The following is a 19,197-nucleotide window of genomic DNA, read 5'->3' on the forward strand; positions in this document are numbered from 1 at the left end:
ACCTTCGCCGCCGCCCGTATCCTTTTACTTCTCGAATTCGCCGCGTGCGTTTTGGCCCGCAGCCTTAACAAAACCTGCAAACAATGGATGTCCATCGCGAGGAGTCGAGGTGAATTCTGGGTGGAACTGAGCCGCTACAAACCATGGGTGAGCTGGGTTCTCAATCATTTCCACTAACTTCTTGTCCGCAGATAGACCTGATACTTTTAGGCCTGCTTTTTCGATTTGCGGACGAAGCACGTTATTCACTTCGTAACGGTGACGGTGACGTTCATGGATCGTCGCGCTACCGTACAGTTCACGAGCTTTAGTCCCTTTCTCTAGGTGACACAGCTGTGAACCAAGACGCATCGTACCGCCTAGGTCAGACTTTTCAGTACGCTCTTCTACGCTACCTGATTCGTCTACCCACTCTGTGATCAAACCTACCACAGGGTACTTAGTCTCTTTGTTAAATTCTGTTGAATGTGCACCTTCCATACCCGCAACGTTACGCGCGTATTCGATTAGTGCAACTTGCATACCCAAACAAATACCTAGGTAAGGCACGTTATTTTCACGTGCATATTGAGCCGCACGGATCTTGCCTTCAATACCACGATCGCCGAAGCCACCTGGTACTAGGATTGCGTCCAAACCTTCTAGAAGTTCAACGCCTTTTGTTTCGATATCTTGTGAGTCTACATACTTAATTGTGACGCTTAGGCGGTTTTTCAAGCCAGCGTGTTTAAGCGCTTCGTTCACAGATTTGTATGCATCTGGTAATTCAATGTATTTACCAACCATACCGATGGTTACTTCACCAGTAGGATTTGCTTCTTCGTAGATAACCTGTTCCCATTCAGAAAGGTCTGCTTCAGGAGCAGTAATACCAAAGCGAGCACACACAAGGTCATCTAGCCCTTGAGATTTAATCAACTGAGGGATCTTGTAGATAGAGTCTACATCCTTCATTGAAATTACTGCTTTTTCTGGAACATTACAGAACAGTGCGATTTTTTTACGCTCATTCGCAGGAATAACGCGATCGCTACGGCAAACTAGGATGTCTGGCTGAATACCGATAGATAGAAGTTCTTTTACAGAGTGTTGCGTCGGCTTAGTTTTCACTTCGCCCGCTGCCGCTAGGTAAGGAACAAGTGTTAGGTGCATGAACATTGCGCGCTCACGGCCTAGCTCAACAGCTAGCTGACGAATCGCTTCCATAAATGGTAGTGATTCGATATCACCAACAGTACCGCCAACTTCAACGATAGCCACATCATGGCCTTCAGAACCTGCAATAACGCGATCTTTGATTGCGTTAGTGATATGAGGGATAACTTGAATAGTTGCGCCTAGGTAGTCACCACGACGTTCTTTACGAAGTACGTCGGCATAAACACGACCTGCAGTGAAGTTGTTACGCTTGGTCATCTTGGTACGGATGAAACGCTCGTAGTGACCAAGGTCAAGGTCAGTCTCTGCGCCATCTTCTGTAACGAACACTTCACCGTGCTGAGTAGGGCTCATTGTGCCCGGGTCAACGTTGATGTAAGGGTCAAGCTTCATCATAGTCACTTTAAGACCACGAGCTTCTAGAATAGCCGCAAGAGATGCTGCTGCAATACCTTTACCTAGAGAGGATACAACCCCGCCAGTAACAAAAATGTAATTTGTCGTCATGTTTAACCTGAAATTGGTTGAATGAGGGAAATGGAGTGCTTCTGGACGGGAGATAAATATACCAGAAGCTCCTTACCGCCACAACGTGAAATCTATCACACCGTAATTTTTTATTTTTTGCTTCAAATCAAAGTGAGCAAAGACAAACCAAAGTCCGTTTTCGTGTAACCAAACAAGCTGACCTTATATTATGTATTCTGCCAGTTTACCTCTGCCTCGATTCTTCTTGTTTTACTTCATCCCAAAAATGGTCAAGTTCTGATAAAGAACAATCTGTAAGTACTTTGCCTGACTGCTGGACCTTGCCTTCAACTTGTTTAAAACGTCGCGCAAACTTTACGTTTGCTTTTCCTAGCGCGACTTCTGGGTTTTTATCAAGGTGGCGAGCCAAATTGACAGTCGCAAATAGCAAATCACCGAGCTCCAACTCAACTTTCTCTTCATCGGGCTGAACTTGCAGTGCCTCTTCCATGACTTCGTCAATTTCTTCTCGTACTTTATCGACAACCGGGCCAAGTGAATCCCAATCAAACCCAAATTTTGCACATTTTTTCTGAATTTTTGTAGCACGAGAAAGTGCCGGTAAAGAGTTTGGTATTGAGTCTAGGATACTTTCTTCCGCTTTGCCTACTAGGGCTTTTTCTTTTGCTTTTTCCGCTTCCCAGTTCGCGTTAATTTCCTCGTCAGATTCAAACTCAACATCTGAAAAAACATGCGGGTGGCGACGAGTCAGTTTTTCGTTCACGGTTTCGACGACATCCGAAAAGTCAAACAGCTCTTGCTCTTTCGCTAGCTGACTGTAAAAAATCACCTGAAACAACAAATCCCCTAGCTCTTCTTTTAGATTGGGCCAATCTCGATTTTGAATCGCGTCCACCACTTCGTAGGTTTCTTCTATTGTATGCGGAACGATGGTGTCAAAGGTTTGTTTTAAGTCCCAAGGGCAACCGTTTTCTGGGTCACGCAGCTTCGCCATGATTTGTTCTAACTGTTCAATTGGATGACTCATTTTTTGTTCCTTTAAACCTTTCTATTAAAGAAAAAGGTGAGCAGCCAAAACCACTCACCTTCTACATTATATTTTCTCAGCAGCTTTCACTAAGTAATTGTTACTTTGACAAGGCAACAAGTTTTCGCGACTCCTGAGCATAGCCTACTATGTGATGCCCCTGAGCCGGCACGTCGGAATAAGTGCAGCTAACGCAGATAAAAAGCCAAATATGACGCAAGTGTAACTATGACGAGAGTTTTAGCCGAGGCGTTTCACCGTCATGACATCCTTGATCTGTTCCACACGTTTCGAAACCCGCGAAAGCACCTCAATATTGGTGACTTCTAGGTCAAAGTCCATGATGGCAAGTTGACGTCTGTAGTCGACTCGGTTCTTCATACTGGTCACTTTGATCTTTTCGTTGGCGAACAGTGTCGTAATGTCTTTGAGTAGACCACCTCGCTCCATCGCTTCAACACGCACCGTGAGGATGTATGACCCCACAAAGCCGCTGCCCCAGACTGTATCGATGATGCGCTCTGGCGCATGATGGCGCAGTTCTTCTAGCTGTTCACAGTCACTACGGTGTACTGAAATCCCACGACCTTGCGTTATGTAACCAGAGATATCGTCACCTGGAATTGGCTGACAGCAACGTGCTAGATGTGTCATTAGGTTATCGACGCCTTCTACTACAACTGCGTCTTTTTTCGGTCGGCTTTGCGCGGGTGATTTATGCTCAGCTTCTTGCAGTTTTTCCAGTGCTTGCTGGTCTTCTTCCTCTGCCGTTGGCTTGTTAACTAACGCGTTAATATGGTTAATGATTTGGTTGATGCGCAAATCACCGCTACCTACACCAACATACAATTCATCTGGTGTTTTGACGTTAAACCGCTTGAGGGCGTAATGCTCTGCATCTTTTAACGTTGCGCCAATTTTGGCTAACTCATGCTCAAGGATTTCACGACCTGCTTCAAGGTTCTTCTCACGGCTTTGTTTTCGGAACCAGGCGTTAATTTTGGCACGCGCACGACCAGAATGAACGAAGCCTAATGATGGGTTTAACCAGTCACGTGATGGGTTAGGTTCTTTCTGAGTGATAATCTCGACTTGGTCACCCATATGTAATTTATGCGTGAACGGCACAATACGGCCTCCGACTTTGGCACCGATACAACGGTGTCCCACTTCGGAGTGAATGTGATAGGCAAAATCTAGCGGCGTTGCCCCCATTGGCAAATCGACAACATCACCACGTGGTGTAAAGGCATAAACACGGTCATCAAAGACTTGGCTACGCAGCTCATCGAGCATTTCGCCAGAGTCAGACATTTCTTCTTGCCAATCCAGTAGCTTACGCAGCCACGTGATCTTCTCATCATAACCGCTTCGGCTACTTGCCCCTTCTTTATATTTCCAGTGCGCTGCAACACCCAGTTCCGACTCTTCATGCATTTGCTTGGTACGAATCTGGATCTCGATGGTTTTGCCTTCTGGCCCTAGAATTACTGTATGGATCGATTGATAACCGTTTGGTTTAGGGTTAGCAACGTAGTCATCAAACTCGCTCGGTAGGTGCTTGTATTTGGTGTGAACTACGCCTAAAGCCGCGTAACAATCTTGCAGTTTGTCTGCGATGATACGCACTGCTCGCACATCAAACAGCTCATCAAAGGCCAAACTCTTTTTCTGCATTTTTCGCCAAATGCTGTAGATGTGCTTAGGTCGACCACTCACTTCGGCATTGATGCCCGACACTTCCATTTCGTGCGTGAGGTCTTCAACAAAGTCTTTGATGTACTGTTCACGAACGATGCGTCTCTCAGAAAGCTGTTTGGCAATTTGTTTGTAAGTTTCCGGTTGTTGGTAGCGGAAAGCGTAATCTTCAATTTCCCATTTCAGCTGACCGATGCCTAATCGGTTTGCTAGCGGCGCATAGATGTTGGCACACTCTTTTGCCGCCGCACGTCGAACTTCATCTGGCGCTTTTTTAACTTCAATAAGGTTACAAATTCGTTCCGCGAGCTTGATAACTACGCAGCGGAAGTCATCCACCATGGCAAGCAGCATGCGGCGTACGTTATCTACCTGAGATGACGCTGCACTGCCTTCCATGTTGACGTTGAGTTGGCCAATAGCAGCCATTTCTTCAACGCCGTCGATTAATTTTATGATTTCTTTGCTGTATTTCTCTTCCAGAATTTCTCTGTTGAAAGCACCACTTGAAACCAAAGGAAACAGTTGAGCAGCCACTAAAGTGGCTTGATCCATAGACAAGGTGATCAAAATTTCGATCATTTCTCGTCCACGCCACAACAACAGTTCCGCTTGCTCGTTATCAGCTAATACTGTCTGGCAATCTCGATATACTTCGATTAAGCGTGAGGCTGTGTTTTTCTCTTGTCCTAGGCTAGCCACCCAGTTTTCGAGTTCAAACTGTTCATCTTGGTTTAAATGCGCGCTTCTTACCGCAACCATCTCATCATCCTAATTATTATATTCGTGTGGTTTGACTAACACCGTCCAGGTTAGTTCTTTTTACCGCGCGTACACGCTGGCTTTATGACCACCCACCACAAATAAGGGGTCAAAGTCCTAAAGTTAGGATTTTTCAAACAATGCCATCGATTCTAGATGACTGGTATGAGGGAACATATCCAGCATACCTAATTTAGTTAATTTATAGCCTTGCTCTATCAAGCTTTGACTATCCCTAGCAAGGGTAGCAGGATTACAAGAAACATAAACTACACGCTGTGCGCCAAGCTCAGAAACTTGATCGATGATCCCACTCGCTCCCGCGCGTGCCGGGTCTAATAATACTTTATCAAACCGCTCTGCGGCCCAGGCTTGGCCTTCAAAATCTTGCTCAAGGTTAGCGTGATAAAATTGCGCGTTATTGATTTGGTTCAAAGATGCATTGTTTGTGGCTTTTTCTACCATCTCTGCAACACCCTCTACTCCAACCACGTACTTAGCTAATTTCGCAACTGGTAAACTAAAGTTGCCTAAACCACAGAACAAATCTAACACTCGGTCACTCTTTTGTGGGTCTAACCACTCAACCGCTTGTTTGACCATTTGTTGATTTACACCTTGGTTTACTTGAATAAAGTTATTTGGTGCAAAAGGGATTTTCACTCCAACTTCTTGATAAAAAGGCATATCGCCTTCGATAAGGTCTAATTGTTCTGTCGATGGCATTAAGTAAAACGATGCGCCATGACGTTTTGCCAACTCCGTTAGAGATTGAGTTTCACTCGTTGTCAGAGCACTCAAGTGGCGCAGCGTAATACACGGCCCATTATCACCAAGTACCAGCTCTACATGACCCAATTGTTCAGGCTTTTTGAACGCTTTTAGGGCTGAGTAAATCTCTGGCAGCAAAACATTCAGTTCCGGTGCCAGCACTGGGCAATCGGTCACTTGCGCAATTTGCTTACTCTGCTTTTTACGGAAACCAAAATGTAGCTGACGTGTTTTTTTATCAACAAACAAGCTCACTCTCGCACGGCGACGGTAGGCCTGCGAATCTCCCAATAACGGGGCATCTAGTTCAATGTCACTGCCTGAAAATTTTCGCATTAGCTGACGCAACGTTTGCTGTTTGTACGTCAATTGTTGGTCATAATCTAGATGCTGCAAATCACAGCCACCGCACTCATTATAATGTGGGCAAAATGGCTCCACACGAGCTTCACTCGGCTTAAGGATTTTAATCAACTTACCGCGAGCGTATTTGCTCTTTTCTTCCACCAATTGAGTGACCACCTCCTCACCCGGCAGTGCTCCATCAATAAACAATGGCTTCTTTTTGAGGTAAGCAATGCCTGCGCCGTGGTGATCTAAACGCTCTACTTGCACTGCTTGGTGCCGAGTATTGAGTTGGGTTTTCTTTTTCGGTTGAAAGATGCGTGCCATGCTCTATGCCTGATTTATGTGTAATTGCTCTTCGGCTTCACTATTCTTGATTGCAGCCGTTGTGTGATTCGAGTGACTTGATTATGCTTACCGTTTATTCGGTGACGTCACTTCTTTGCTCAAGGCTTTATCGTGCGCTTGAGAAATAATGCGTTATTTTCCCATATCCAGACTCCGATGTAATTAGATAACATGACCAGATATGGCTTACGAGCACGTGTAATTACACTAACTCTCGCTCCCACTCTCATTATTGGTTTATTACTGAGCGGCTTTTTCTCATTTAACCGCTACCAAGACCTTGAGAAACAAGTTATCACCACTGGTAACAGCATTATTGAGCCGCTGGCGATTGCCAGTGAAACTCATCTACTATCAGAAAGCCGAGAGGCGGTACGTCGCTTGATAAGCTACGCGCACCGTAAAAACTCCAAACTGGTTCGTAGTATCGCGGTATTTGATGAACATCATGAGCTCTTTGTAACCTCTAACTTTCATCCTAATTTTGAAGCCTTGATGTTTCCCAAAGATAAACCGATCCCGCAACTGGGTAATTCGGAAATCTACGAAAACTCACTGATATTGCGTGTCCCCATTTTGTCAGAAGGTCACTACTTAGCGGAGTTGTCGAACGAAAGCCAAGGCACAAAAGCGATTGGTTACATCGCCGTCGAGTTAGATCTATCCTCCTTGAGGCTGCAACAGTATCAAGAAGTCTTCTCTGCGTTTTTAGTTCTGGTTCTCGGTCTTGGCTTAGCAAGTGTGTTTGCTTCACGTCTAATGCACGATGTGACCCAACCTATCACCCACATGAAGAATGTCGTTGACCGCATTCGCCGTGGTCATCTGGATGTGCGTATCGAAGGCAAAATGCACGGTGAGTTAGACCAGCTAAAAAATGGCATCAACGCCATGGCGGTATCGTTATCAGAATATCACGTAGAGATGCAGCACAGTATAGACCAAGCCACGTCCGACTTACGTGAAACGCTTGAGCAGCTAGAAATTCAGAACGTTGAGCTGGATATCGCGAAGAAACGCGCGCAAGAAGCGGCCAGGGTTAAGTCAGAGTTCTTGGCGAACATGTCGCACGAGCTGCGTACTCCGCTCAATGGGGTGATTGGCTTTACTCGTCAAATGCTTAAAACGCAGCTTTCTAACAGCCAAACGGATTACCTACAGACGATTGAGAAATCGGCGAACAACTTGCTGAATATCATCAATGACATTCTCGACTTCTCGAAACTTGAAGCGGGTAAGCTGGCGCTGGAAAACATTCCTTTTGATTTCCGAGAAAGTTTAGAAGAGGTAATTAACCTACAAGCCACAAGTGCACATGAGAAAGGGTTAGAAATCACCCTAAAAGTGGACCCTAAAATTCCACCAGGTTTAGTTGGGGATCCACTACGTATCCAGCAAATTTTGACGAACTTAGTCGGTAACTCAATCAAGTTTACCGAGCGAGGCAACATTGATGTTAGCGTAGAAATGCGCTCTCAATCAGGAGACTCCGTCGAACTACAATTCATGGTGCGTGATACCGGTATTGGTATCTCTGAGCGTCAGCAAGCGCAGTTGTTCCAAGCCTTTAGCCAAGCGGACGCCAGTATTTCCCGTCGTTACGGTGGTACTGGCCTTGGTCTGGTTATCACTCAGAAACTGGTGAGCCAGATGGGCGGCGAAATCAGTTTAACCAGCCGTCTACACCAAGGTTCAACCTTCTGGTTTACGGTGCGCTTGCACTCAACCGAGATGCCAATGAGCGAACTGATTGAAGTGGAACTTCTGACTGGGAAGCAGTTACTGCTGATTGAACCAAACATGCAAGCCGCATCCGTAACCCAACAGATTCTAAGTCAGGAGGGTATTTTAGTAACCTACCGCTCTTCGCTACCAAACAACGAAGAACAATATGATTATGTACTGTTGAATTTAGCGGCCAACCAGACTCACGATGCGGAAGTTATTACACCTTGGATAGAACAAGCAAAACGCATGGCTCCAAGTGTTCTCCTAGGGACACCGAGTACCGAATTGGCGCTTGCGGACCATATAATGACTGAGCATCATGTCCAGTGCCTGACCAAGCCATTGTCTCGCCGTAAATTGCTACAAAGCCTGATTAGCGAACATGTAGAATCGCCACCGGTATTAAGCGCTCCAATTACGCCAAGCGAAGGGGACCGTTTACCTCTGACTGTACTAGCAGTGGATGACAACCCTGCAAACTTGAAGCTGATCTCTGCACTGCTCCGCGAACGAGTAGAAACCGTCACCGCCTGTAGCAATGGCCAGCAAGCGGTGAACCTGGCGACAGAGAAAAAGTACGATTTAATCTTCATGGATATCCAAATGCCACAAATGGATGGGGTGACCGCTTGTAAGCACATTAAAGAGTTGGAGCTAAATAAAGACACGCCAGTGATTGCGGTAACGGCGCATGCCATGGCAGGGGAACGAGACCGCTTGCTCTCGGCAGGAATGGATGACTACTTGACCAAACCTATTGAAGAGCATGTGCTACAACAGGTTTTGGTTCACTGGAACCCCAATGCTTGTACAGAGAGCATTGGCAAAGTCGCCCCTTCATACGTTGATGAACCTGAAGGAAGCGCACCACAATCCGTTTCTTCACCTCAACAGGATGTGATTATTGATTGGCAAGCGGCCTTGAAACAGAGCGCGAATAAAGAGGATCTCGCCAAAGATATGCTGCGCATGTTGATTGAGTTCATCCCTGAAGTAGAAGCGGTTGTTGACCAAGCTCTAGAGCAAGAAGATATCTCTCGTGATGACCTAATTCATGTCATCCATAAGCTGCACGGCAGTAGTTCATATTGTGGCGTTCCAAGACTGAAGTCACTCTGTGCGACGCTTGAGCAAGCACTGCGCTCAGGGATCAGTCTTGAGGAGGTTGAGCCTGAAATGTTCGAGCTGCAAGATGAAATGATTAAAGTAACAACAACCGCAAAGTTATACCTTGAACAGTGATCTATTGAAGAGAAACAAAAGCCAGAGCAAATGCTCTGGCTTTTTAGTATTTTGTTTAAGACTTACAAGCTAGGATTCAAAAATGACCGTCGCCACAGCGTAATGACGCTCATCGGAAATGGACAGGTGAATGTGGTTAACACCCATCGCATCCGCTATTTGCTTGGCTGTGCCCGTCAATGCGAGCACTGGTTTTCCAAGCTCATCGTTCGAGATGGAAAAGTCGTGAAACGTGACCCCTTTTGCGATCCCTGTTCCCAATGCTTTTGAGGCCGCTTCTTTAACTGCAAAGCGCTTAGCAAGATAACGACCTTGCAGCTTAAGCTGTGAGAATTTGGCCATTTCTTCTTCTGAAAGAATCCGCTGAGCAAAAGGTTCACCACTACGAGCTAACGCTTTTTCAATACGCTCAATTTCTGCAATGTCGGTCCCTAACCCTATAATCGCCATCTAGATAGCCCTATGACTGGCGAGCCTCAATCATCAGTGCTTTCATGTCAGCAACCGCTTTATTTAAACCATCAAATACTGCGCGACCAATGATTGAGTGACCAATGTTGAGTTCGTAAATTTCTGGTAATGCAGCAATTGGTGCGACATTGTGATAAGTCAGGCCATGCCCGGCATTAACAATAATACCTAGGTCATGTGCATAACTCGCACCAGCAGCAATCTTCTTCAGTTCAGCTTGCTGTTCGTCTTCTGTCGTCGCATCTGCATAGTGGCCAGTATGTAGCTCAATAAACGGAGCGCCACACTTTTTCGCAGCTTCAATCTGTTGACGGTCAGCATCAATAAAGAGCGAAACTTTAATGCCGGCATCTGTCAGCTTTTTCGTCGCAGCTTTAATTTTTTCAAGCTGCCCTACAACATCTAAGCCACCTTCCGTCGTCAGTTCTTCACGCTTTTCAGGCACTAGACACACAAACTCTGGTTTAGTTTGCAGCGCAATCTCAACCATTTCGTCCGTCACTGCCATCTCTAGATTCATACGCGTTTGAATGGTTTCACGCAGAATACGTACATCACGATCCAAAATATGGCGACGGTCTTCACGTAAGTGGATAGTGATACCGTCCGCGCCTGCACGCTCTGCAATTTCAGCAGCGTGAACAGGATCTGGGTATTTTGTACCACGTGCATTACGTAGAGTGGCAATATGGTCGATATTGACGCCTAAATAAATTGAGCTCATTTTCCGTTACTCCGTGCTCTGGGGGTCTGAATGAAAAATTCACGACTTTTTAAAGGTTTGCCGCCAAGATACGGCTTTAAGGCTATACGTGTAAAGCGTTTTGCCGCTTTTAGCTGCTCTTTAGTGACGAACCGCCGCTCACTGATAGCAATCAGTTCATTCCCTAAAAACGTGAGGTTATCGCGCCTAACCGAAGCAATAAACCCTTTCTGTTCCCGGTAACGATAGGTCATTTCTGGATCGACGGGCTCGCCGGTACCTGCACAATGCAAAAAATCCACGCCATACCCCATCGCAGACAGCAAGGCTAACTCAAAACGACGCAGTGCAGGCTCAGGGTTCTCGTTGTGCGCCAACTCGGTTAACGCATGCAAATAATCATGAAATAGTGCTGGCATCGGCACTTCAGCCATCAAAATACGGCCAATCAGTTCATTGACGTACATGGCTGAGTAGAGATTAATGCCCGTTAACGGCAAACCTAGACTTATCGGCTCGGCTTGACGCAAAGTTTTCATTGAGCCTTTCCCCGACCATTTAAGTAATAGCGGGGTAAAAGGTTGCAATGCGCCTTTTAAGTTCGAACGCTTACTGCGCGCGCCTTTGGCCATTAAAGTCATTCGGCCATATTCCTCACTAAATACATCAAGGATTAAGCTCGATTCACTGTAAGGGCGTCGGTGCAATACAAAACAGCGCTGTAAACCTTCGGAAGACAGATTACTCATCTAAGTCATTGTGCCTAAAAAGTGTGAAATAAAAAATAAGGAGCCGAGCGGCTCCTTATTTTAATCGATACTGATTTTTCATCGATGTTGGAGCGAAGCACCTTCGCAGCCAAGATTATAAATCGTCTATATAACCCAACGATCGCAACGCTCGTTCGTCGTCTGCCCAGCCAGATTTCACTTTTACCCAAGTTTCTAGGTAAACCTTACGACCGAACAATTCTTCCATATCTAAACGCGCTTCGCGACCAATGGTTTTAATCTTCTCGCCGCCTTTGCCAATCACCATTTTCTTCTGGCCATTACGCTCAACAAGAATCAATGCATTGATGTGGAAACCGTCGGTTTCTGGGTTGTAATCAAAACGTTCAATCTCAACCGTTACTGAGTATGGCAGCTCTTCACCAGTAAAGCGCATCAGCTTTTCACGCACAATCTCAGACGCCATAAAACGCTGAGAACGGTCAGTCACGTATTCTTCTGGGAAGTGATGCGTTGCTTTAGGTAAGTGATTACGCACGTGCTTACGCAGTACGTCAATGTTCTTACCTTGCTTGGCAGAGATTGGCACAACATCCACGAAGTCCATCTTCTTCGACATCTCCGCCATGTGTAGCATCACGTCGTTACGATCTTGTACGTTGTCGACCTTGTTTACACAAAGCACAACTGGGAAGTTCGATTTTTGAAGTTTGGTCAGCACCATCTCATCGTCTTTAGTCCAATGCGTACCATCGACTAAGAAGAACACAAGGTTTACATCACTCAATGACGAGTTAGCTGCACGGTTCATCAAACGGTTGATCGCACGCTTTTCTTCAATGTGAAGTCCAGGCGTGTCGACGTAAATCGCTTGGTAATCGCCGTCCGTATCCACACCCATAATACGGTGGCGTGTCGTTTGCGGCTTACGAGAGGTGATCGAAATCTTCTGACCCAAAATCTTGTTCAAAAGTGTCGACTTACCTACGTTTGGACGACCAACAATAGCAATAAAGCCACAGTGTTGGTTTTCTGGCGAGCTTGGCTCACCTTGTGATGCGAAAAACGCATCGATATCGAATTCGTTATCAGCCATTTGTTAATTGCTCAAGTGCTGTTTCAGCAGCCGCTTGTTCTGCCTTGCGGCGGCTGGTGCCTTTACCGATTACAGGCTTATCCACACCTGCTACTTCACACTCAACCGTAAACTCTTGGTTGTGCGCTTCACCTTTAATATTAGTCACTGTGTACACAGGCAGCGGTTTTCTTCTGCCTTGTAGGAACTCTTGTAGGCGAGTTTTCGGATCTTTTTGTGAGACGCCAGGTTTAATGGCTTCAAGGCGTGACTGATACCAACTCAGTACAATGCCTCGCACAACTTCAAGATCACTGTCTAGGTAAATTGCGCCAATAATGGCTTCAACCGCATCGGCTAAAATAGAGTCTCGGCGAAAACCGCCACTCTTCAATTCACCTGGACCTAATTTTAAATAATCTCCTAGATCGAATTCACGACCCAGTTCCGCCAATGTATGTCCGCGAACCAAAGTAGCACGCATGCGGCTCATGTCACCTTCGTTCACTTTTGGGAAACGATGGTACAGATCATCAGCGATGACAAAACTTAAAATTGAATCGCCCAGAAACTCAAGACGTTCATTGTGCTTACTGTTGGCGCTGCGGTGCGTCAGCGCCAAATTGATAAGCCCGGCATCTTGAAACTGGTAGCCGAGCTTTCTCTCTAGTTTATCAATTGGAGAATTCATACTCTCTCGATATTTGAATGGTTAGTGAATGCCACCGATGCGGTTAAAACGCACACCAGTTGGAATCCATGAAGGTAGAACACTATCTGCGCCACGATCAAACTCGAAGCTGATCCAGATCGCGACAGCTTTACCGACTAAGTTTGCTTCTGGAACAAAGCCCCAGTAACGGCTGTCAGCACTGTTGTCACGGTTATCACCCATCACAAAATACTGACCTTGTGGTACAACCCACTCTGTCGTGCCGCTGCGTGGGAAATATTGCTCCACGCGGTTACGCACAAGAGGGTTAACCAAAATATTGTGCTCAACGTTACCCAATTTTTCATCCAGTTGGATCATTGGAATACCGTTCGAGCTAAACTGACTTTCTTCAACATTGCTCAGTTTAACTGGCTTACATGCCGATTCGCCTTGGCTTTGCACGCAAAGCTGCTTATCACTTGAATAACGCACGATATCACCAGGTAAACCAACTACACGCTTAATGTAGTCCACACTTGGTTGTGGTGGGTATTTGAATACCACGATATCACCACGCTCAGGCTTACCAGTTTCCACTAGCTGAGTACGCCATACTGGGTCTTTTAGACCGTACGCGTACTTCTCAACTAAAATGAAATCGCCAACTAGCAAGGTAGGCATCATTGAGCCTGATGGGATTTGAAATGGTTCGTAGATAAAAGAACGTAATACTAAAACGAACGCGATCACAGGAAAAATAGAGACGCTATTTTCAACCCACCAAGGCTGACGCTCTACTTTTTGCAAGGTCACTGCATCCAAACCATTAGACGTCTGAGCTTGAATCTCAGCCAGTTTTTCCTGACGCTTTTTCGCGAAAACCAGCTTTTCCAATAGCCAAACCACGCCAGTTACCAAAGTCGCAATAACCAACATCAGTGAGAATGTATTCGCCATTAAATTCCCTTATCTAAAAATACGAAAGTGAAAGAGCCGAAACCCTTTCACTTATTTTAATATCTAACGTCTTAAGACCGACAAGTGTGAGACAAAGTTCAACTTTAGTCTTTACCTACGTGAAGGATGGCTAGGAACGCTTCTTGAGGCAGCTCAACGTTACCGATCTGCTTCATGCGTTTCTTACCTTCTTTCTGTTTCTTCAGAAGTTTCTTCTTACGACTTACGTCACCGCCGTAACATTTCGCAATAACGTTCTTACGCAACTGTTTTACCGTTGAACGAGCGATAATGTGGTTACCAATTGCCGCTTGGATTGCGATATCAAACATTTGGCGAGGGATGAATTCTTTCATCTTCTCTACCAACTGACGACCGCGAGTCTGAGACTGATCTTTGTGTGTAATCATCGCCAATGCATCAACAGTATCACCGTTAAGAAGAACGTCTACACGTACCATGTTCGAAGCTTCAAAACGTTGGAAGTTGTAATCCAAAGATGCGTAACCGCGTGATGTTGATTTCAGACGGTCGAAGAAATCCAGTACCACTTCGGCCATTGGAATATCGTAAGTCACAGCGACTTGGTTACCGTGGTAAACCATATCAACTTGACTGCCTCGCTTTTCAACACACAGAGTGATTACGTTACCTAGGTACTCTGAAGGCACAAGGATATTACAACGCGCAATCGGTTCACGAATTTCTTCAATGTCATTGATCGCTGGTAGTTTTGCTGGGCTATCAACATACAGCAGATCGCCATCCGTCTTCTCAACTTCGTAAACTACCGTTGGTGCTGTGGTGATAAGATCCAAGTCGTATTCACGCTCTAGACGCTCTTGGATGATTTCCATGTGCAACATGCCAAGGAAACCACAACGGAAACCAAAGCCAAGTGCCGCAGAGTTTTCTGGCTCGTAGAATAGCGATGCGTCGTTAAGGCTTAGTTTGCCTAGTGCGTCACGGAAGTTCTCGTAATCGTCAGAAGATACAGGGAACAGACCTGCGTAAACCTGAGGTTTAACTTTCTTAAAGCCTGGTAGCGGTTTATCACAACCATTCTTCGCTAGAGTCAGCGTATCACCAACAGGGGCACCAAGAATGTCTTTGATACCACAAACAACCCAACCTACTTCACCAGTACGAAGGATATCGGTATCTACTTGTTTTGGCGTAAAGATACCAAGACGATCTACACCCCAAACTTGGCCCGTACTCATCACTTTGATCTTATCGTTCTTCTTCAGTTCGCCGTTTTTAATACGCACTAAAGAAACAACGCCAAGGTAGTTATCAAACCATGAGTCAATGATCAGCGCTTGTAGTGGCGCATCTGGATCACCTTCCGGTGCTGGAATCGCTGACACAATGTTCTCTAGAACGTCATCAACACCGATGCCTGTCTTCGCAGAACAGCGGGTTGCTTCCATTGCATCGATACCAACGATTTCTTCAATTTCTTCCGCTACACGCTCAGGATCAGCTGCAGGTAGGTCAATCTTGTTTAAGATTGGCACAACCTCTAGATCCATTTCGATCGCGGTGTAACAGTTAGCCAGTGTTTGAGCCTCAACACCTTGACCCGCATCCACAACCAATAGCGCACCTTCACAAGCCGCTAGAGAACGTGATACTTCATATGCAAAGTCAACGTGCCCCGGAGTATCGATGAAGTTCAGCTGATACGTCTCACCGTCTTTAGCGGTGTAGTTTAGCGTCACACTCTGAGATTTGATGGTGATGCCACGCTCACGTTCAAGATCCATTGAATCCAGAACCTGTGCGGCCATTTCACGATCGGTTAACCCGCCACAAACTTGGATTAGACGGTCTGATAGGGTCGACTTACCATGGTCGATGTGGGCGATAATCGAAAAGTTACGAATGTGCTTCATAGATTTAGGGTGACTAACTCTTTACAAATAGGGACAGTAAGAAACGCCATCTACTGACGGCATTTCAATCAAGTTGGCAGATTCTACCGAATTTCGTTAACGGGCGCACGTAATTTAAAGTACATACCCAAATAACCTTTAGTGGAGGGGGACAGCACTTACTGGATTGGCTCTCCAAGTACCCGAACGAGGGTAACTTGGCGCTTAGATTCATCTTCTAACGGACGAGAAACACGTTTTGCGATCCACATTCCACCAGCGGCAAACAATACCGATGCCAATATGATGATGCCTTCCCCGCCGGCTGTCAGCGGCGCTAATAGGAAGTGACCAAACATCGCACCGATAATCAAACCAAACAATGGCAGTAAATAAACCGCCATTGCTGATTTTATTAGGCTCGACTCAGGAAAACCAATCTCGACGACTTGACCTATTTTCACCGATTTATCCGTGCGCAGGTGCCAAGATAAACTCTTGTTACCAATGGCTTTAGTAACAACGCCCGTTCCACAGCTTTTCTGTGAAGAGCAACTACTGCAACTGGTCTGCTGTTCGCAACTTAAATCAATTTCGTATTGCTTGCCGCGACGATGCACGTCTGTCACGGTAGCCAACGCGGTCATCATTGTTATTTACTCTTTGTTACATTAAATGTGACAGATTGGGCTATACGCTGTGCTGTGGTCGGTGGAATGTCTCCTACAACAGAGATTTCATGTTGACCGCTCACAAAACTGTGTAGCGTTCTTCTGCCTTGGCGAACCAACTGCCCTTTTAACGAATGCTCATCTTTGTTTGCTACGTAAACAGAGAAGCTAAACAGACCATCAGAATACAGCTGGCTCTCCACCATTTGATTAGTAACGGCCATTCGATAGCGGTTGAGCTCGTTCGGCTCGAAACCCTCAGGGATCCAACCAACCTGCCAATTACTGGTCCCAATATCGCCTTTTGGCATGGTGAGAACAGCAGGTAATTGAACATCTTGCAGGCCACTCATTAACTCTGCGATTTTTGGGTTTACCGTGTAAGAAATAGTGCGATATTGTTCAAGCATCTCACCATCGCGGTCCACAAGGTCGGCACGTAACGGCAATTTACTCTTCTCATCGATCCATAGTACGTATGAATAGCGCAGACCGTCTTTAGGAACAATACGCAGCACTTGTGTTGCCACACCAGCTTCACGAGCTCTACCCACTTTTACATAGTCGTAATACAAGTTTAGCTCATCGATATTGGTGTTGAGCATAGGCATAGTCGGAGCGACCATTTTACCTGACTCGATGGTGAATGGTTCTAAACCCGTTTCGATATAACTTACTTCAGTTCCGCGACGAATCACTTCACGCACAGGGCCACTTAAGTAGACAAGATGAGCATATTGATCGTCACCATGCGTGGCATGACGATACAGCAACGGCTCAATGCTGTTCTTTTTGATAAGGATATAAGAGAGTTCGTAACTTAAATTCTTACTCGCCTCGCTCATTTGATGCAATAAAGCCTCCGCTGGCTTATCACCAGCAAAGGCTTGAGAAGACATCATACTGAACAGAGCGCAAGCGCTGATCAGAAATTTTTTCATTCAATATCCGGATTCAGATTTGCATCTTGTTGAGATGCATCACTGTTAATTCGTAACTGCAATTCGTAGTCTCGCAGCATAGCATGAACACGCTTGCGCTGCTCTTGCATATTTGCCTCGCCTACAGAACGTTCTACAGACTCACGAGTCAAACTCACTGGTTCTGCGCTGCCAGCAAACGGAACCGTCTGCAATACAGGTAATTGATCTGTTTGCGGCGACATTGAATCGCTACCACCGTACTGCTGTACACCTAAAATAACAACAAGCGATACACATGCAGCAACAGCAACTTGACCAAACTGCGTCAACCAACCTGGCAACTGACGTTTTGCTTTTTGCGGTTCTGGTTGCGACTCTTTTGGCGTATCCGCAATTGAGATAACATTTGCACTGTGCGAATCAAACGCACGGTGTGCAGGTTCATCTTCTAACGCTAACGCCACGCTTTCAGCAATATTCCACTCAGGTTTTGCTGGCGCTTCGCCTCGCATCACATCACCAATCAGGTGATAGTTCTGCCAAGCATCACGGCTCTCTTGGTCTTGCTCTAACTCTTGAATTAAAGCCTTATCGACCAATTCTCCATCCATGAGAGCTGAAAGTTTTTCTTTGTCAGCCATTATTTTCACCATAGTTATTACTTGTACTAGCGTTGCAAAAGAGGTCTGATTTTCTTTTCCACCGCCTCACGAGCACGGAAGATACGCGATCGTACCGTTCCTACCGGGCAATCCATCACTTCTGCAATTTCTTCATAACTCAAGCCATCGAGCTCTCGTAATGTCATTGCGGTTTTTAAATCTTCAGGTAAAGCTTCGATTGCACTGAACACCACCCGTTGCAATTCTTTGGACAACGTTAAGTTCTCAGGGTTCGATATTTCTTTAAGTGCACTACCTGTTTCGTAAAATTCAGCATCTTCAGCATCGACATCTGTCGCTGGAGGTCTACGCCCTTGAGCAACAATGTGATTTTTCGCAGTATTCACTGCAATGCGATACAGCCACGTATAAAACGCACTTTCCCCACGAAAGCTAGGGATAGCTCGGTAAGCTTTAATAAACGCTTCTTGTGCTACATCTGGTACATCGCCAGGATTACTAACGTATCTGGAAATAAGATTACATACCTTATTCTGGTACTTTGTTACCAACAGGTTGAATGCTTGCTTATCGCCATTCTGAACTCGCTCAATCAATACTTGATCGGTCAGCTGCTCGTTCATTCGAGCGGATACTCCTATTTGTTATGCCCCTACTCTTCTCAGATATGGGTACTAATTATGCAAAACGTAGTATTGACACCACTGCTTACTTGAGCACTATTGTGACCCTAACGTGAATGAGAAAGTTCCATGGTTTCTCAAGTTTTTTGTCATTGTTTTTTCACAGTGTGATGTCTGTACCCAAATGACCACCGCTGCCTGACTTTAGTCTAAGTTTGACAAGCGAGCATCTTGGAGGGAAATGGGTATAATGAATGATCTCTGTCCCAGATTGTGCTGGGTCGAGCATGGAAAAGCAATGGCATTGACAAACTATTACT

The 19,197-nt window shown here is 45.7% G+C and carries 16 protein-coding genes; 1 reads left to right on the forward strand and 15 read right to left on the reverse strand.

The window, feature by feature from the left end:
• Window positions 1–24: 24 nt before the first annotated feature.
• From R7R78_RS17865 to rlmD, 4 genes are all read right to left on the reverse strand, one after another.
• Entirely contained in the window at window positions 25–1,665 is a 1,641-nt protein-coding gene (locus R7R78_RS17865) for a CTP synthase (RefSeq protein ID WP_021034029.1), read from the reverse strand.
• A gap of 205 nt (window positions 1,666–1,870) precedes the next feature.
• Entirely contained in the window at window positions 1,871–2,674 is an 804-nt protein-coding gene (mazG, locus tag R7R78_RS17870) for a nucleoside triphosphate pyrophosphohydrolase (RefSeq protein ID WP_005383780.1), read from the reverse strand.
• Window positions 2,675–2,914: 240 nt separating this feature from the next.
• The gene (relA, locus tag R7R78_RS17875) at window positions 2,915–5,134 is read right to left on the reverse strand and encodes a GTP diphosphokinase (protein WP_005380915.1); all 2,220 of its coding nucleotides are present in this window, start codon (window positions 5,132–5,134) and stop codon (window positions 2,915–2,917) included.
• A 123-nt stretch (window positions 5,135–5,257) separates the two neighbouring features.
• Window positions 5,258–6,577: a 23S rRNA (uracil(1939)-C(5))-methyltransferase RlmD gene (gene rlmD, locus R7R78_RS17880; protein WP_054575400.1), complete on the reverse strand. Its 1,320-nt coding sequence runs from the start codon at window positions 6,575–6,577 to the stop codon at window positions 5,258–5,260.
• A 192-nt stretch (window positions 6,578–6,769) separates the two neighbouring features.
• Between rlmD and barA the strand changes: the two genes are divergently transcribed.
• A complete protein-coding gene (gene barA, locus R7R78_RS17885; RefSeq protein WP_054575401.1) occupies window positions 6,770–9,568 on the forward strand; it encodes a two-component sensor histidine kinase BarA in 2,799 nt (932 codons plus the stop codon).
• Window positions 9,569–9,637: 69 nt separating this feature from the next.
• On the opposite strand, the gene acpS is transcribed toward barA, so the two are convergent.
• The 11 genes from acpS to rpoE form a co-directional block, all read right to left on the reverse strand.
• Window positions 9,638–10,018 (reverse strand): holo-ACP synthase, encoded by a 381-nt coding sequence (acpS, locus tag R7R78_RS17890; RefSeq protein ID WP_005380927.1) that lies wholly within the window; start codon window positions 10,016–10,018, stop codon window positions 9,638–9,640.
• Between the two features lie 10 nt (window positions 10,019–10,028).
• Window positions 10,029–10,763, reverse strand: coding sequence for a pyridoxine 5'-phosphate synthase (gene pdxJ, locus R7R78_RS17895; protein ID WP_005384579.1), 735 nt, complete (start codon window positions 10,761–10,763; stop codon window positions 10,029–10,031).
• Window positions 10,760–11,491: a DNA repair protein RecO gene (gene recO / locus R7R78_RS17900; RefSeq protein WP_005384578.1), complete on the reverse strand. Its 732-nt coding sequence runs from the start codon at window positions 11,489–11,491 to the stop codon at window positions 10,760–10,762. The genes pdxJ and recO overlap by 4 nt, the downstream gene beginning before the upstream one ends.
• Window positions 11,492–11,606: 115 nt before the next feature.
• The gene (era, locus tag R7R78_RS17905) at window positions 11,607–12,569 is read right to left on the reverse strand and encodes a GTPase Era (RefSeq protein ID WP_005380931.1); all 963 of its coding nucleotides are present in this window, start codon (window positions 12,567–12,569) and stop codon (window positions 11,607–11,609) included.
• Entirely contained in the window at window positions 12,562–13,239 is a 678-nt protein-coding gene (rnc, locus tag R7R78_RS17910) for a ribonuclease III (protein WP_005380932.1), read from the reverse strand. Before rnc ends, era begins: the two co-directional genes overlap by 8 nt.
• 21 nt (window positions 13,240–13,260) lie before the next feature.
• The gene (lepB, locus tag R7R78_RS17915; RefSeq protein ID WP_005380933.1) at window positions 13,261–14,160 is read right to left on the reverse strand and encodes a signal peptidase I; all 900 of its coding nucleotides are present in this window, start codon (window positions 14,158–14,160) and stop codon (window positions 13,261–13,263) included.
• Between the two features lie 104 nt (window positions 14,161–14,264).
• The gene (lepA, locus tag R7R78_RS17920; protein ID WP_005384577.1) at window positions 14,265–16,058 is read right to left on the reverse strand and encodes a translation elongation factor 4; all 1,794 of its coding nucleotides are present in this window, start codon (window positions 16,056–16,058) and stop codon (window positions 14,265–14,267) included.
• Between the two features lie 158 nt (window positions 16,059–16,216).
• On the reverse strand, window positions 16,217–16,687 hold the full coding sequence (locus R7R78_RS17925) for a SoxR reducing system RseC family protein (RefSeq protein WP_005384575.1): 471 nt from the start codon (window positions 16,685–16,687) through the stop codon (window positions 16,217–16,219).
• 2 nt (window positions 16,688–16,689) lie between these two features.
• Window positions 16,690–17,649 (reverse strand): sigma-E factor regulatory protein RseB, encoded by a 960-nt coding sequence (gene rseB, locus R7R78_RS17930; RefSeq protein WP_005380941.1) that lies wholly within the window; start codon window positions 17,647–17,649, stop codon window positions 16,690–16,692.
• Window positions 17,646–18,272: a sigma-E factor negative regulatory protein gene (locus tag R7R78_RS17935; protein ID WP_005380944.1), complete on the reverse strand. Its 627-nt coding sequence runs from the start codon at window positions 18,270–18,272 to the stop codon at window positions 17,646–17,648. The genes rseB and R7R78_RS17935 overlap by 4 nt, the downstream gene beginning before the upstream one ends.
• A gap of 26 nt (window positions 18,273–18,298) precedes the next feature.
• Complete coding sequence (gene rpoE, locus R7R78_RS17940; RefSeq protein WP_005380946.1) at window positions 18,299–18,877, reverse strand: RNA polymerase sigma factor RpoE; 579 nt, start codon at window positions 18,875–18,877, stop codon at window positions 18,299–18,301.
• Between the last annotated feature and the right edge of the window lie 320 nt (window positions 18,878–19,197).

The organism is Vibrio sp. 2134-1 (assembly GCF_033339495.1).

What these genes read in the sequence shown, in the direction of transcription:
- R7R78_RS17865 (WP_021034029.1), bottom strand. Translation starts at nt 1,665, where the DNA reads ATGACGACAAATTACATTTTTGTTACTGGCGGGGTTGTATCCTCTCTA.
- mazG (WP_005383780.1), bottom strand. Translation starts at nt 2,674, where the DNA reads ATGAGTCATCCAATTGAACAGTTAGAACAAATCATGGCGAAGCTGCGT.
- relA (WP_005380915.1), bottom strand. Translation starts at nt 5,134, where the DNA reads ATGGTTGCGGTAAGAAGCGCGCATTTAAACCAAGATGAACAGTTTGAA.
- rlmD (WP_054575400.1), bottom strand. Translation starts at nt 6,577, where the DNA reads ATGGCACGCATCTTTCAACCGAAAAAGAAAACCCAACTCAATACTCGG.
- barA (WP_054575401.1), top strand. Translation starts at nt 6,770, where the DNA reads ATGACCAGATATGGCTTACGAGCACGTGTAATTACACTAACTCTCGCT.
- acpS (WP_005380927.1), bottom strand. Translation starts at nt 10,018, where the DNA reads ATGGCGATTATAGGGTTAGGGACCGACATTGCAGAAATTGAGCGTATT.
- pdxJ (WP_005384579.1), bottom strand. Translation starts at nt 10,763, where the DNA reads ATGAGCTCAATTTATTTAGGCGTCAATATCGACCATATTGCCACTCTA.
- recO (WP_005384578.1), bottom strand. Translation starts at nt 11,491, where the DNA reads ATGAGTAATCTGTCTTCCGAAGGTTTACAGCGCTGTTTTGTATTGCAC.
- era (WP_005380931.1), bottom strand. Translation starts at nt 12,569, where the DNA reads ATGGCTGATAACGAATTCGATATCGATGCGTTTTTCGCATCACAAGGT.
- rnc (WP_005380932.1), bottom strand. Translation starts at nt 13,239, where the DNA reads ATGAATTCTCCAATTGATAAACTAGAGAGAAAGCTCGGCTACCAGTTT.
- lepB (WP_005380933.1), bottom strand. Translation starts at nt 14,160, where the DNA reads ATGGCGAATACATTCTCACTGATGTTGGTTATTGCGACTTTGGTAACT.
- lepA (WP_005384577.1), bottom strand. Translation starts at nt 16,058, where the DNA reads ATGAAGCACATTCGTAACTTTTCGATTATCGCCCACATCGACCATGGT.
- R7R78_RS17925 (WP_005384575.1), bottom strand. Translation starts at nt 16,687, where the DNA reads ATGATGACCGCGTTGGCTACCGTGACAGACGTGCATCGTCGCGGCAAG.
- rseB (WP_005380941.1), bottom strand. Translation starts at nt 17,649, where the DNA reads ATGAAAAAATTTCTGATCAGCGCTTGCGCTCTGTTCAGTATGATGTCT.
- R7R78_RS17935 (WP_005380944.1), bottom strand. Translation starts at nt 18,272, where the DNA reads ATGGCTGACAAAGAAAAACTTTCAGCTCTCATGGATGGAGAATTGGTC.
- rpoE (WP_005380946.1), bottom strand. Translation starts at nt 18,877, where the DNA reads ATGAACGAGCAGCTGACCGATCAAGTATTGATTGAGCGAGTTCAGAAT.